This is a genomic window from Arthrobacter sp. KNU40, assembly GCF_051515115.1.
In the GTDB taxonomy this organism is placed as follows: domain Bacteria; phylum Actinomycetota; class Actinomycetes; order Actinomycetales; family Micrococcaceae; genus Arthrobacter.
Window position 1 is genome coordinate 2346447 of the sequence record NZ_CP195850.1, and the last position, 14936, is coordinate 2361382.

Consider the following 14936-nt stretch of genomic DNA (forward strand, 5'->3'; position numbering starts at 1 on the left):
TCGATAGGCCGCGCGAGATTGCTTGTGTACGGCCCCGTTGCGCATGATCTTGATATGACTACTACTTCCGATTCGCTCAGCGTCGACGAATCCTTGACCTCCAGGCCCGCTGCCGGTCATCCTGGAATCCAGTCCCTCCGGGTCGCGCGGAAGGAAGTCATCGCGGACGGTGTTGTGCAGTTGCGACTCGAGGAACCGCACAACGGCCGCGTCCCTGACTGGGCACCGGGTTCACACATCGAACTGGTACTCCCGACCGCTGACGCGGGATCCCTCTCGCGCCATTACTCCCTGTGCGGCGACCGCCGCGACCCGCACGCATACGAGGTCGCGGTCCTGAACGAACCGAACTCGAAAGGCGGTTCGCGCTACATCCATGACCAGCTCGCCGTCGGAGACATGCTCACAGTTGGAACTCCACGGAATAACTTCCCGCTGTCCCAGGCGACCCGCTACGAATTCATTGCCGGCGGCATCGGGATCACGCCGATCATGACCATGATCGTCGCCGCGGAGCAACTCGGCATCGACTGGCACCTGCACTACGGTGGGCGCACGCGTGCCTCGATGGCGTTCCTGGACGAGCTGGCCCAGTACGGCGACAAGGTCACCGTCTGGCCGCAGGACGAGAACGGCCACCTGAACCTCGCATTCCTCAATGAACCGCTCGACGGCGGAAGGGTTTACTGCTGTGGACCGGAGCCGTTGCTGAACGCAGTGGCCGGCGCCGCTGCCGCCTGGCCGTCTTGGGCGGTGCGTTTCGAGCGCTTCGTCCCGGCGACGCTCCCGGCCCCGGTGCGGACCGAGCCGTTCGAGCTTGAACTGGCCCTCTCCAAGAGGCGAATAACCGTCGGGACCGAGGAGACGGTTCTTTCGGCGTTGAGCGACGCCGGAGTCCGGGTGCTCTCATCGTGCAACGAAGGCGTGTGCGGCACCTGTGAGGTTGGCGTCCTGCGAGGCACCCCGGAGCACCGTGACTCGCTGCTCAATGAGGCGGAGCGCGCCAAGAACGACCGAATGTTTGTATGTGTCTCACGCGCGATCACCGATCGCCTCGTGCTGGATCTTTAGGAGATACCCGATGTCGACAGCAACGAAGTGCCCCGTCAACCACGGAACGATTCCGGTCCTCGACGATGACCCGTTCTCGCCGGAAATCCTGGAAAACCCCTTACCATTTCAAGAGCGCTTGCGCGAGGCGGGCCCCGTGGCGTTCCTGTCCAAGTACAACGCCTATGCGATCGGACGATATGCGGACCTCTCTGCCGCCGTCGCGAACTGGCAGGAGCTGACCTCGGGATCCGGTGTGGGGCTCAACGAGCCTTGGCGCGCCCGTGGCCTCCTGCAGATGGATCCGCCGCAGCACGACGCGCCGCGCGAAGTGCTGCAGGAGATCCTTTCCTCGCGGGTCCTGCGCTCGATGAAGGACGCCTGCTTGGAGGTAGCCAGAGGGCTGGTTGAGGACCTGCTGGCGGGCACAGGCCCTGGCGGGCAGGTCGAGGTCGATGGCCACGGCGACATCGGTTCGAAGCTCCCGGTGAACTTCTTCCCTGAGGCTTCCGGCATCGACGAGGAAGACCGCGAAAACCTGGTGCCCTACGCCGACCACATCTTCAACGCGTTAGGTCCCGACAACGAGCTCGTGGAGCAGGGCAAGTGCAAGGCCGCCGAATACAGCGAGTGGGCCACCGCCAAGTGCCAGCGCGACTCGTTGAAGCCAGAGGGTTTCGGCGCCGATATCTGGGCCGCTGCCGACCGCGGCGATATCCTGCACGAGCAGGCCCCGCTGCTGACCCGCTCGCTGCTCTCAGCCGGGGTGGACACCACCGTCTACGGGATTTCGGGGATGCTCTACGCCTTTGCCTCCAACCCGGAACAGTGGGAGGCGCTTCGCAAGAACCCCAACCTGGCACGTGTTGCCTTCGACGAATCGTTGCGCTGGGAATCCCCTGTCCAGCAGATCTTTCGCAAGACCTCCACGGACGTCACCATCGGCGGAAGGACTATTCCCGAGAGCAGCAGGGTCATGCTGTGCTTCGCCGCGGCAAACCGCGATCCGCGGCGCTGGGATAACCCGGACAAGTTCGACCTCTCCCGCGACCCCTCCGGGCATCTGTCGTTCGGCATGGGCATTCACCAGTGCGTCGGCCAGCATGCAGCCCGCCTCCAGGCTGCGTCGCTGCTCGAACAATTGGTGCCCCGGATCAAGAGCATTGAGCTTGCCTCGGCTATCGGCCGCCACCACAACAACACCCTGCGCGGTTGGGACTCGGTTCCGCTGCGGCTGACGCTCGCCTAGAACAGTTGAAAGAGCCGTATGCCGACGTCGGGGTCAAACGCTCCCGACGTCGGCATGCGGCTTATTGACGTGCCCGCGGCCCGCGCTGGACTTTCGAAAACGAAGGAGCTGAACAAATGACCGCTGCCGATGAAACTGCCCGGCTCCACCAACTGACACTGGCAGAAGCCGGGGAGCTCATCGGATCAGGCCAACTGTCCCCGGTGGAGTACGTCGAGGCGTTGATCGGGCGAGCCTATGCCGTCGACGGCCAGGTGCAGGCATACGTCACCCGGACCTTTGAGACCGCACGCAGCGGGGCGCGCGAGGCGGCCGCAGAGATTGCCGCCGGCAGGTATCGCGGTGTTCTGCATGGTATTCCCTTCGCGCTGAAGGATTGTTTCAACACCGCGGGCATCCTGACCACTGGGCACTCCCGCGTACTGCAAGATAATGTGCCGGTCCGGGACGCTGCCGTGACCGCGCGGTTGAGGGAGGCCGGCGCACTGCTCATGGGCAAGCTGGCGCTCCACGAGTTCGCCCATGGCGGGCCGTCGTTCGACGTGCCCTGGCCGCCACCGCGGAACCCATGGAACCTGAGCCGGGTCACCGGAGGGTCTTCGAGTGGTTCCGCGGCCGCGATCGCGGCGGGGATGGTCCCGGCAAGCATCGGCACCGATACCGGCGGTTCCATCCGTGTGCCCGCCTCCCGCTGCGGCATTACCGGTCTGATGCCCACCACAGGGCTGGTGGGCCGCTCGGGGGTGATTCCCCATTCACATACGTTCGACCGCATCGGTCCCATGGCGAGAACCGCCGAGGACTGTGCGATTCTGCTCCAGGCCATAGCCGGCCACGACCCGGCCGACCCAGCCAGCGTGGCCCGCGGCGTTCCGGACTACCGGGGTGCCCTGACCGGGGACTTGCGTGGACTGCGGATCGGGGTGTTACGGCACAACTGGGAGGAAGAAGTCCGGACCGGGGCGGACGAGCGCCGGGCCATGGAGGAGGCCCTTGGTGTTCTTGCGGACCTGGGTGCCACGCTGGAGGACTGCCGGATCCGGCCAATGCGGAGCTACGGCGACATCAAGACCATCATTGCCGAAACCGAGGTGTTCAATGTGCACCAGCATGAGCTGATCACCCGGCCCGTTGATTTCGGCTCGGACATTCTGGCCCGCATGCTGCCGGCCGTTCTGTTCACGGCCAACGACCTCATCCGGGCGGGCAGGGAACACCAACGGGCCGTCGCGGAGATGGGACCACTGTACGGGCGCTTCGATGCCTTCATCACCATCTGCGCGGGCGAGGCTCCGGCCTTCTCCGCGCATGACCCACTGGACTTTTGGAAACAGGCCAACCACTACACCGCGGCCAACGTCACCGGCCAGCCGGTCCTCGCGCTGCCGAACGGCTTCGGTCCCGACGGGTTGCCGCTAGGCATGCAGATCCTCGGCCGGCCCTTCGGTGAAGCGACGGTTCTGCGAATCGGCCATGCATACCAGCTGGCTACAGGATGGCACCGGCAACACCCCCAATTGGCCGACAACGCCGTTGCACCGTCGGTGGAGGAGCCCGCCTTGACGCCGGTTACCCCCGCGGAAGCCAACGCAGTCCTGCGCAAGGCGTGCCGTGCGGCGGCAGGCCGTGCCGGACTCGTTCTGGGGGAGCGGATGTTTGAACAGTTGGTTGAAGGCGCGCCGTACGCCTTGGCGATGGCCGAACGGATGCCACGTGACCATCTGTACGCCGAGGCGCCGGCCAACGTGTTCTCCCTCCGCTCACGGTAAAACTTGCCCCGCCCTCACCATGCCGCCGCCAGGTGGCCGTCGAAAGGTAAGCACTTGAAGGAAACCACCGAATATCTGTGGCTCGTCCAGCTCGATATCCCGGAGGAATTCGAAGATGAATTCAATCGCATCTACAACACCGAGCACGTTCCGTTCATCGCCAAAGTCCCCGGTGTGCTGGGCGTCCAGCGGTATGTCCTGGAGCGGTCCAACGCAGGCATCCAGCGGTACGCCACGCTCTACCGCGTGGACTCCCCGGACCTGCCGCAAACGGAGGCGTGGAAAGCCGCCTCCGCGCAGGGCGATTGGGCGTCGAAGATCAGGCCGCACACGGCCAACGCCTCGTTGTCGATGTTCCGGGCAATTCCCTAGGCGCGCCGGCTCCGTGGCTACGTCAGCGATTCCCGAGGCCCCACTCCGAAACAACCCGAAAGACAGGCCATGACACTCACCCTCGCCCAGGCAAATCTCGTCATCGCACACGCCATCGAAAAGGCCCAGGAACTGGATATCAGGATCAGCGTCTCGGTCTGCGACGCCGGAGGCCGGCTGCTCGCCTTCGGGCGGATGGACGGCGGGCACTGGGGCGCAGGCTACGGTTCCCTGGGGAAGGCCGTCGCCTCCGCCGGGTTTGCCAAACCCAGCGGCCTGCTCGCAGAACGGGCGGCTGCGCCGATCATGCAGGGCATCGCCCAGGCCGAAGGGGGCCACATCTTCTATGCCAAAGGCGCGGTCCCGATCTTCAGTGGCGGCGTCCTTGTCGGTGCCTGCGGCGTGGGCGGCGGAACGGGCGAACAGGACGAGGAATGCGCCGGCGCCGGTGCCGCCGCACTGAAAGGCTGAACCTTCCGGTCCAGGCCCCACGGAATCGAAAATCGGTGCAGGGAGCGCGCACAAGAATTTGCCCAGCAAACGCGAGAAGGATGTATCAATGATCCATGAAATCCGTACTTACCAGGTGGCTTCGGAGAATGTGCCGGAGTTTGAGCGGCGATTCGGCGCCGGCTATGTTGACCGTGCCGCGTTCTCGCCTTTGGCGGGCTTCTGGCGCACCACGGACCAGCCGGTGAGCGAAGTGGTCCACGTGTGGCCCTACGAGGACCAGGCCGAGCGCACCGAGGTGCGGGCCCGCGCCGCCCAGCACCCGAACTGGCCTCCGGCAACGGGTGGATTCGTCAACCGGATGATGGTGGAATTGGTCGTCCCTTTCGACTTTGTTGAAGAGCGGGCACCCGGCGCCATCGGGCCCGTTTTTGAAATCCGGTACGACTACTTCATCGTCTCCGAACTTCGCGCCGCCGGCGAGGCATGGTCCAATGCGATTAAGGAGCGCAGCCAGCACGACTCGCTCGTTCTGGCCGGGCGGTTGGAATTCGGTCAGACCAACGGGATCGTCCAGATCTGGGCGCACCCCGACGGGAAGAAGCGTGCGAGTGGAGCCATTGGAGCCGAAGCAATGCCTCCGGTTGATGGTCCGGTGCCGACATCCACGATGGTGAAGCGCCTGGCGCCGTCGGTATTTTCGCCGTTGCAGTAGGGGAGTCGGAGCGACCTACAGCCAGCTAAGGCCTGCCCAGGGTATGGAACAGGTGCCTGCGCTCTTTTTGAGGCTGGGCAAGTACTTAAGTTTCCTTGGAGCTGAAATCGACGAACGGCACGCGCGCTTCTTGGTCTCTGGGTTCCGGTCCCGGCAAGGAGGTCGAAGTTGGATCGTCTCGTGTGATCGGCCCAATCGTGGGCGCCTACAACACTCCTTCGACGAATTTAGGAAAATGTAAAGTCCGAAATACCCGAATTTGGATATGTGTGGAAGTCGATGCGTTGTGAACCAAAGGGGTGAGAAGAGGCGCGAGATCCCGCGCAGATGGTGACGGCACGCACGGGACGTCGCCATGGTGCAAGAATGCGGTCATGAGCAATGACGATCTCAGGCCTGTCTATTTTCTTTCCGACAGCACAGGCATCACCGCGGAAACGCTCGGCAACACACTGTTGACGCAGTTCCCCGCAAACAATTTTGACCGCATCACAGTCCCTTTCATCACGACCATTGAGCAGGCCAGGACCGTGGCCGGTACCATCGACGGGCTCGCCGATGCTGGCCTGCGTCCGATCGTCTTTTCGACTGCGGTCAGCAGCGATATCCGCCATGTCTTGGCGACGTGCAAGGGAATCATCGTCGATCTCATCGGGGCTCATCTCGGGCAATTGGAGGAAGCACTCGGTTCGCTGGCCAGTGGCGAACCCGGCAGGGCCCACGGCTTGGGCAACGCGGAGCGGTATCAATCCCGGATGGCCGCGGTGGAGTACGCCATGGAACACGACGATGGGCAGAGCCTCCGGGCGTTGGAAAAGGCCCAGGTTATTCTGGTAGCCCCGTCGCGTTGCGGCAAGACCCCAACCACCATGTACTTGGCTCTTCAGCACGGCATATTCGCGGCGAACTTCCCTCTCGTGGACGAAGACTTTAAACGTGAGGGCCTACCCAAGCCTCTTCGGCCCTTCGTTGAGAAGTGTTTCGGCCTCTCATCCAACCCGCTGCGCCTAAGTCAGATCCGCACCGAACGACGTCGCGGTTCAGCATACGCTTCACTCCGGCAGTGCGGCTTCGAGTTGCGCAGCGCCGAGCAACTGTATGTATCCCACAGAATCCCATACTTGAATTCCGCGACGGTATCCGTGGAGGAAATGGCCGCTACCATCCTTCAGCGAATGAATCTGAAACATTAGAAAAGCGTGTACACCCTGATGTGTCACGGCCCACATCTGGTGGAAACTACACTGACAACCTGCCATGGTGTAGAGAAATGTGCCTCCATCCATCCGTGCGGGCTGGGTGGCCCCCGTGCACGCCATCAACTGCAAAGGAGCAGTAACTATGACGAATGACATCCTGTGGTTTTCCGAGCTCGGGCTCAAGGACCTGGACCGGGTGGGCGGAAAGAACGCCTCTCTCGGTGAAATGGTCCGCAATTTGACCTCAGCCGGGGTCCAGGTCCCGGACGGCTTCGCCACAACAGCTGACGCGTACCGCAACTTTCTGGCGGATTCCGGCCTGGACCAGAAGATCGCCGACCGGCTGGTCGGCTTGGACACCGACGACGTGACAGCCCTTGCCTCTGCCGGACAGGATATCCGGTCCATGATGCGTGAGACGCCGTTCCTGCCGGACTTTGAGGAGCAGATCCGGAGCTCCTTCCGGACGCTGGTGGACAAACACGGCGGTGCCAAGGACCTCTCCTGGGCCGTCCGATCCAGCGCTACCGCGGAAGACCTTCCTGATGCATCGTTCGCCGGGCAGCAGGAGACCTTCCTGAACGTCCGCGGCATCGACAACATCCTGCTTGCGATCAAGGACGTGTTCGCGTCCCTCTACAACGACCGGGCCATCGCTTACCGCGTGCACCACAAGTTCGAACACGCCGACGTGGCACTCTCCGCTGGCGTTCAGCGCATGGTGCGCTCGGACGTCGGCGCCTCCGGCGTCATGTTCACCATGGACACCGAGTCCGGTTTCCAGGACGCCGTCTTCGTCACATCTTCCTACGGTCTGGGCGAAGCCGTCGTCCAGGGCGCCGTGAACCCTGATGAGTTCTACGTTTACAAACCCGCGCTGCAGGCTGGCCGACCTGCGGTTCTGAAACGCGGTCTGGGGGAGAAAGCCCTCCAAATGACGTACACGAACTCTTCTGAAGTCGGCCGCACTGTTGACTTCGTACCGGTGGAAGCCGAGTTGCGAAACCGCTTCAGTCTCAGCGATCACGACGTCGAGCAGCTCGCCCGGCACGCCGTCGCCATCGAAAACCACTACGGTCGCCCCATGGACATAGAGTGGGGAAAAGACGGGATCGATGGTGGACTCTACATCCTTCAGGCACGCCCCGAAACCGTCCAGTCCCGACGTGCTGCGGGGAACCTGAGCCGGTTCCGGCTCAACGATGAAGGCCGCGTGCTGGTTGAGGGCCGCGCCATCGGCCAGCGCATCGGCGCCGGCAGCGTCCGCATCCTCACCGCGATCGAAGAAATGGCCGCCTTCAAGACCGGCGACGTTCTCGTCGCCGACATGACCGACCCGGACTGGGAACCGATCATGAAGCGCGCCTCGGCCATCGTGACAAACCGCGGCGGGCGCACGTGCCACGCGGCCATCATCGCTCGTGAACTCGGCATACCCGCCGTCGTGGGCACTGGGGACGCCACGGACGTCCTCTCTGACGGCCTCGAGGTGACCGTTTCCTGTGCTGATGGTGAGACCGGCGTGATCTACGAAGGGCTCCTGGATTTCAGCGTTGAGGAAACGGAAATCACCCAACTGCCTGAAGCGCCGGTGAAAGTCATGATGAATGTCGGTACCCCGGAACAGGCGTTCACCTTCGCGCAGCTGCCCAACCACGGGGTAGGGCTTGCCCGCCTGGAATTCATCATCAACCGGCAGATTGGCATCCACCCCAAGGCGCTGCTGAACCTCGCCGACCAGCCTGCCGGCATCGCCGCCGAGATCCGGGAGCGGATTTCCGCATACGATGGCCCTCGCGACTACTACATCAAACGCCTGGCCGAGGGCGTGTCCACCATTGCGGCGGCCTTCGCGCCTGAACCCGTCATTGTCCGGATGTCCGATTTCAAGTCCAACGAATACGCGAACTTGATTGGCGGACCCGCTTACGAACCACACGAAGAGAACCCGATGATCGGGTTCCGCGGCGCCTCACGATACTTGGAGCCTTCCTTCCGCGACTGCTTCGATCTCGAGTGCGAGGCCTTGTCCTTTGTCCGCAACGAGATGGGACTCACGAACGTGAAGTTGATGATCCCCTTCGTGCGCACCCTGGACGAGGCCAAAGGCGTCATTGACCTGCTCGCCGAAAACGGCCTCAAACGCGGCGAAAACGGCCTCGAGGTCATCATGATGTGCGAGGTTCCGTCAAACGCCCTGCTCGCCGACGAATTCCTTGACTACTTCGATGGATTCTCGATCGGATCCAATGACATGACGCAGCTGGCCCTGGGCCTGGACCGGGACTCCGCGATCGTTTCTGGAGGCTTTGATGAACGAAATCCAGCTGTGAAGAAGCTACTGAGCATGGCGATCAAAGCTTGCCAGGCCCGCGGCAAATACGTCGGCATTTGCGGCCAAGGTCCCAGCGATCACGCGGACTTTGCCGAATGGCTGGTAGAAGAAGGCATTCATTCCGTCTCCCTGAACCCTGACACCGTTGTGGATACCTGGCTTCGACTCGCCGGAAGTACGTCTCAGACGGCTGCCGCCTCCCAATGAACCACCGCACCAGCGCAGTTACCAGGAAAAGTAGCTGCGCTGGTGCAGTTGGTGGGGAGACTTCCGCCCGAATTGCTCGCATTGGGTTCGCTGCGGGGCGCGGCTGGCATATCGCAACCTGGGCTGGGGCTTTTGACAGCTACGTCAGGTCCCGGTGAATTCCGGCTTGTCGGTATGTTTCGGCGTCGTTCTGTGAGCGGAGCCTTGGCTGGGTTGAGGGGCCGGAGTGCAACTTGGGGTACCTGGAACAGTCCAAAAGTTCGCGAGTAGACAAGCGACGCAGGAGGGTCGGGCGTACTCTCACAGGCTCTGGTTAAGAGGGAAACGGTCCTGGCCCCGATTTCCCGCCGTTTCAGAGTCGTAGCTGTCTCATACGGTCTGTCTCTATCCCATTGAAGCGGGATCCTGGAAGCCGTAAGGGGATGGGCCGGTCACGGCGGCCGGTTACCGGCGTTCCGATCAAAGGTCGCCCCGATCAAGGGGCGCCTCGGTTCTTGCTATGCGGGCCATCTTGGCCGATCCAAAGTTGGAGTAATCGGCCGCCCGTGGCTCGCCCCAGAGGACCAGCATCTTGAGTGGCCCCTGGCCGGTGTTGCGCAGATCGTGCCGGCAGCCCACCCTCGCGAGGACCGCGTCACCGACTCCTATCGAAAATGTTTCGTCTTGGACGGTCATTTGACCCATGCCCTCCGTGACAACGTAAATCTCTTCCAACGGGCGCCCGGGCTCGGCATGTGAATGCATACCCTCGAAGCCTCCGGGAGGCAATTCCCAAGTTTGCAAGACCACAGGCAATTCGGACTGACCGTAAAAAAGCCACTGCATCCGTAGCGGCGAGCCCTCATGCAGGTTGTAGGGAAACGCGTATGTTCCGGATCGCTCAAGCATCGATATCTCCTCATTACGTCTAAAGCATCTTTAGCCGAGCTGCCTTTGTTCATGCCGGGATGGGCATCATTTCCTCCGGGAGCAGAGAGACCACCGGAGGACACGTTGCTTATCCTCCGATGGTGCTGATCCTGCGACCCGGTAGAACAAACTACGGGCAGTCCGATCGTCCGTACTGGGATTCCCGGTTGGACTCACGGCATTACGCTTTGACTCAGGACCTCGGACGGCGCGGCAGTCAGCGGATACCAAGATCACTGTCGACGTAGGAGCCGGGGCGGTTTCGGTTGTCGTGCTGGAAATTGCAGCCACCATCCAGCTGCAGCCGAACAGTTACGGGACTGGCTGACTCCAACTCGATATCAACGAACTCGTTCCCGATACTGCTAATCCGGAGGGTAGGTGCCTGGTCTTGGTGCTGGGACATGGAGATAACCCTTACTTTGTGTTGGTGGTGGGTGTGCTTAGGCGGCACGGGCCGGTAAAGCCGCCTGCCGCCTAGGCGGGTTCCTATTTACTAGTTGCTGAGGTAGCCGTTCGGGTTCAGTACATACTTCGTGGCGGCTCCGGCATCGAATTCCGCATACCCCCGCGGGGCGTCCTGGAGCGAAATGGCCGTAGCGTTGACCGCCTTGGCGATTTGGATCCTGTCATGCAGGATCGCCATCATCAACTGCCGGTTGTACTTCATCACCGGGCACTGGCCGGTCGTGAAGGAGAGGGACTTCGCCCAACCGGTGCCCAGGGATAGGGACAGGCTGCCCTTCTGGGCCGCCTCGTCCGCGGCACCCGGATCCCCGGTGACATAAAGGCCGGGAATGCCCAGCGACCCGCCGGCGGCGGTGAGGTCCATCAGCGAATTGAGCACGGCGGCCGGTGCCTCCTGGGCCCCGGCACCGTGTCCGTGTCCGCGGGCCTCGAAACCGACTGCGTCGATCCCGGCATCGACCTCCCTGACGCCGAGAAGCTGCTCGATCTGGTCAGCCGGGTCGCCGTTGGCCACATTGACGGATTCGCAGCCAAAGGACCGGGCCTGGGCCAGGCGATCCTCATTGAGATCCCCCACGATGACCACGGCGGCCCCCAACAGTTGGGCGCTGGCCGCCGCGGCAAGCCCCACAGGACCGGCCCCGGCAACATAGACAGTGGACCCGACGCCGACACCTGCCGTGACGGCCCCGTGAAAACCGGTCGGGAGGATGTCCGAGAGCATGGTCAGATCCATGATCTTCTCCAGGGCCTGATCACGATCGGGGAACCGCAGCAGGTTCCAGTCCGCGTAGGGGACCAGGACGAACTCCGCCTGCCCGCCGACCCATCCGCCCATGTCGACATAGCCGTAGGCGGACCCGGGACGGTCCGGGTTCACGTTCAGGCAGATCCCGGTTTTGCCCTCCTTGCAGTTTCGGCAGCGACCGCAGGAGATGTTGAAGGGGACCGAGACGATGTCCCCAACCTTGATGAACTCGACGTCGGGCCCGGTCTCGATGACTTCGCCGGTGATCTCGTGCCCCAGGACGAGACCGGCCGGAGCGGTCGTTCGGCCACGAACCATGTGCTGGTCCGAGCCGCAGATGTTGGTGCTGACGGTGCGCAGGATGACCCCGTGCGGGACCTTCCGACCGACATTGACGGGATTGACGCCGGGGCCGGCCTGCAGTTCAAAGGTGGGAAACGGGGTATCGATGATTTCCACGATCCCCGGCGCCTTGTATGCAACGGCTTTGTTACCTGACATTGAATGGCTCCTATGGGTTGGCGATCGAACCCTCACGGTGATGCTGGACGCATCAGACTGTCCGTGAGGTAGTTGTTGTCAGTTTTCGTGAAGCAGGTTGGTCACTTGATACGCGCAGGGCGGAGCCCGCGGATCCCTAGGAGGCAAGCGAAACCAACGCGTGGCATTCCCGCGCTTGTCTCCTTGCCGGAAAAAGTCCCTACCGCAGTCTGGCCTGGAGCAGCTGGAGGCGGCTAGGCATCGATCACCAGATCGGTGCGCGCGGTAGAGCAGCAGGGCAGGAACTTGCCTGCATCGATTTCCCGTGCGCGGATCCCGCCCTGATGGTTCATCTCGACCTCCCCGGAAAGCTTCACGACCTTGCAGGAGCCGCACATGCCCTCCTTGCAGTTCGCGCCGATCCTGACGCCCGCACGCTGGGCCACCCCGAGGATGTGTTCAGTGGGGTCGATGCGTACGTTGATGCCGGTGCGCATGAAGGACAGCGTGAGGCTTCCCGTTCCGACCGTATCGAAGCTCGAGGCATCAGGGGACCCGGCCCCCGGTCCCACGTCCGGACCGTCGTCGAGGGCTTCGGGGAAGAGAGCGTCCGGGTCGATGGTTTCCAGCCGCAGCCCCGTGGCCTGAAGGGTTCCCTCGGCGTCGTAGCCGGGTTCGTAGAGCCCGAACGCGGTGGGCTGGCTTTCGTAGTAGTCCTCGGCGGAATGGGCGATTTCCTCGGCGATTTCCTCCGCAATGTCCACTGCGAGCGCGAGTTCCGCCTGGTATTCAAGGATCGTCTGGCGGTCTCCCGAGAAGAATTCCATATAGATGGAGGTGTCGTCGACGCCGACTTCCTGGAGGAGCTTGGTGGCGGTGTTCAGGTAACCCTCGGGGCCGCAGGCATAGACTTGGCGGCCGTTGGCATCGGGAGCCACTTCGTCGAGCATGGCCGACGTCAGCCTTCCGGTGAGCCCTTCCCACCCCTCGGGTTTGCTGCGGTCGCCCAGGGAGTAGAAAACTTTGACTCGCGAGTCCACGGAGGCGATGTAGGCGAGCTCCTGGTGGAAGGCAAAGCCTCCGGCCGCCGCTCCGTGGTAGAGCACCACGACATCGGCCTGTCCCGGGAGCGAGTGGATGGTCCGGACCATCGACATGATGGGGGTGATGCCGGCGCCGGCGGCAAGGAAGAGGTACCGTGCCCGCCGGTCGGCGTCGGGCAGGTGGAATGCCCCGACAGGTCCGAGCATGTCGAGAACGGTGCCTGGTTTGACGTTCTCGTGCACCCACGGCGAGACCTGTCCGGTGGGGTCGCATTTGACTGTGATGTTGAAGGTCCAGGGCTTGGTGGGCGAACTGGACAGCGAGTAGCTGCGGTCCACCGCGTCCTGGTCCTCGCCGTTCACGGGAAAGGCGACGTTCACGTACTGGCCGGGACGGAACGCCAGCGGCGCACCGTCGCAGCGGCGGAACACGAAGGTCATCATGCCGCCCACCTCGGGAACGGTCTCGACACATTCGGCCATGAACTCCTGCGGATGCCAGGGGCCCAAAGCGCGGGCGGCACCGGCGGGTCCCTCGGTGCTGCCCATCACCCTGTTCCACGGCATCTCTAGACCGCGGATGCGCTGTGGTTCCCGGATCGCCGTGATGGTGCCTAGTTCAATCATGCCAAGTGCTCCTGCACGCGCTGCACGTACCAGTTGATGAACGCCTCGACCTGGTATTCGCTCTTCATGTACGGGCCGGGCTCGTAAGCGGGGCTGTTGGCGCCCTTCTGGCATAGCTCCACGAACGCCTTATCCTGCAGATTGGTCTGCTTCCAGGTGTAGGTGAGTTTCTCCAGGTCGTAGTCGACGCCTTCCTCGGCGTCGTCAGCCACCAGCCAGGTGGTGCGTACAAGTGTCTGGTGTTCGTTGATGGGGAAGACGGCGAACGTGATGACGTGGTCCCCGAGGAAATGGAACCAGCTGTTGGGCTGCAGGTGCATCGAGCAGCGGCCAAGGCGGAAGTCCCGCAAATCGCCGAGCAGCTTCTTGGAGAGCCTGCGCCCGTCCGGTGAGAACGATTCGCCTTCGCCGTCGAGCGAGTCCCGTGAGATGCGGATTCCCGCTATGCGGGTGTCGAGCTCCTCGATGACCTCATAGGGAAGGCCATAGCGGCGGCAACGCTCCTCGAGCGAGGACTGTGCTTCCTTGTTGCGGTCCCACACTTCTTCGAGATGGGGTGGGATAAGGCCCTCCGTCAGGCCCCAGGTGGGAAAGAGGGAGCAGGCGAGTTCCGGATGGCCGTCGCAGTGGTAGCACTCACGGTTGTTCTCCATGACGAGCTTCCAGTTGCCCTCCTCGATGATGTTCTGCTGGTAGGCGATTTTCGTCTTCGACAGATCGTGGGGCGCGAGGTAGGGCTCGAAGATCTTTCCGGTTTCGTCGAAATCCGTCGGCGGTTCGTCTGCAATGCAGACGAAGATGAGTCCGGCGAACACGCGGCTGTGGGCGCGCTTGAGGCCGAAGCAGCTCTTGTCGAACTTCGTTTCCCCCGGTGCCGAGGCGTGGATCAAATCGCCGTTGGGGGAGTAGGTCCAGGAGTGATAGCCGCATACCAGGTTTCCAGTGGTCCCCGCGGGTTCGGTCAGGACGCGGGCGCCGCGGTGGCGGCATACATTGTGCAGGACGTTCACGCTGCCGTCGTCGTTGCGCAGCACGATCAGGGAGTAGGGTCCGTAGTCGACGGTGACGTAGTCGCCCGGCTCCGGCAGTTCGGCGATGCTGGCGGCAAAGATCCAGTGCTGGCCAAAAATGGCCTGCATGTCGATGTTGAAAATCGTCGGGTCGGTGTAGAAGGGGGCATCGAGCGAATATCCCACGCGCCGGAAATCGAACAACTCGGTGATTTCCGCCACCTGCTCGGCAGGCAATGATGAAGCGAGTTTTCCGCGTGAATTGAGCGGCGCGTTCACTAGAGCAGACATGGGTTTCCTCCCGG

13 protein-coding genes are annotated in these 14936 nt (G+C 62.8%); 8 read left to right on the forward strand and 5 right to left on the reverse strand.

What is annotated here, in order from left to right; translation table 11 throughout:
- Nucleotides 1–54 precede the first annotated feature (54 nt).
- The 8 genes from ACSKT0_RS10800 to ppsA all read left to right on the forward strand — a co-directional run bounded on the left by ACSKT0_RS10800 (nt 55) and on the right by ppsA (nt 9346).
- Entirely contained in the window at nt 55–1071 is a 1017-nt protein-coding gene (locus tag ACSKT0_RS10800) for a PDR/VanB family oxidoreductase (RefSeq protein ID WP_437773742.1), read from the forward strand.
- Nucleotides 1072–1081: 10 nt separating this feature from the next.
- Nucleotides 1082–2299, forward strand: a complete 1218-nt coding sequence (locus ACSKT0_RS10805) for a cytochrome P450 (protein ID WP_437773743.1) — start codon at nt 1082–1084, stop codon at nt 2297–2299.
- 116 nt (nt 2300–2415) lie between these two features.
- Nucleotides 2416–4068, forward strand: coding sequence for an amidase (locus ACSKT0_RS10810; RefSeq protein WP_437773744.1), 1653 nt, complete (start codon nt 2416–2418; stop codon nt 4066–4068).
- Between the two features lie 54 nt (nt 4069–4122).
- Nucleotides 4123–4440: a hypothetical protein gene (locus ACSKT0_RS10815; RefSeq protein ID WP_437773745.1), complete on the forward strand. Its 318-nt coding sequence runs from the start codon at nt 4123–4125 to the stop codon at nt 4438–4440.
- Nucleotides 4441–4509: 69 nt separating this feature from the next.
- Nucleotides 4510–4911: a GlcG/HbpS family heme-binding protein gene (locus ACSKT0_RS10820; protein WP_437773746.1), complete on the forward strand. Its 402-nt coding sequence runs from the start codon at nt 4510–4512 to the stop codon at nt 4909–4911.
- 88 nt (nt 4912–4999) lie between these two features.
- The gene (locus ACSKT0_RS10825) at nt 5000–5605 is read left to right on the forward strand and encodes an NIPSNAP family protein (protein ID WP_437773747.1); all 606 of its coding nucleotides are present in this window, start codon (nt 5000–5002) and stop codon (nt 5603–5605) included.
- Nucleotides 5606–5979: 374 nt separating this feature from the next.
- Nucleotides 5980–6798, forward strand: a complete 819-nt coding sequence (locus ACSKT0_RS10830) for a pyruvate, water dikinase regulatory protein (RefSeq protein WP_437773748.1) — start codon at nt 5980–5982, stop codon at nt 6796–6798.
- A 148-nt stretch (nt 6799–6946) separates the two neighbouring features.
- Nucleotides 6947–9346, forward strand: coding sequence for a phosphoenolpyruvate synthase (gene ppsA, locus ACSKT0_RS10835; RefSeq protein WP_437773749.1), 2400 nt, complete (start codon nt 6947–6949; stop codon nt 9344–9346).
- 459 nt (nt 9347–9805) lie between these two features.
- On the opposite strand, the gene ACSKT0_RS10840 is transcribed toward ppsA, so the two are convergent.
- From ACSKT0_RS10840 to ACSKT0_RS10860, 5 genes are all read right to left on the reverse strand, one after another.
- Nucleotides 9806–10234: a cupin domain-containing protein gene (locus ACSKT0_RS10840; protein WP_437773750.1), complete on the reverse strand. Its 429-nt coding sequence runs from the start codon at nt 10232–10234 to the stop codon at nt 9806–9808.
- A gap of 238 nt (nt 10235–10472) precedes the next feature.
- A complete protein-coding gene (locus tag ACSKT0_RS10845; protein WP_437773751.1) occupies nt 10473–10661 on the reverse strand; it encodes a hypothetical protein in 189 nt (62 codons plus the stop codon).
- Between the two features lie 90 nt (nt 10662–10751).
- Nucleotides 10752–11972, reverse strand: coding sequence for a formaldehyde dehydrogenase, glutathione-independent (gene fdhA, locus ACSKT0_RS10850; protein ID WP_437773752.1), 1221 nt, complete (start codon nt 11970–11972; stop codon nt 10752–10754).
- A 233-nt stretch (nt 11973–12205) separates the two neighbouring features.
- Complete coding sequence (locus ACSKT0_RS10855; protein ID WP_437773753.1) at nt 12206–13621, reverse strand: ferredoxin reductase; 1416 nt, start codon at nt 13619–13621, stop codon at nt 12206–12208.
- A complete protein-coding gene (locus tag ACSKT0_RS10860; RefSeq protein ID WP_437773754.1) occupies nt 13618–14922 on the reverse strand; it encodes an aromatic ring-hydroxylating oxygenase subunit alpha in 1305 nt (434 codons plus the stop codon). Before ACSKT0_RS10860 ends, ACSKT0_RS10855 begins: the two co-directional genes overlap by 4 nt.
- Nucleotides 14923–14936: the final 14 nt, after the last annotated feature.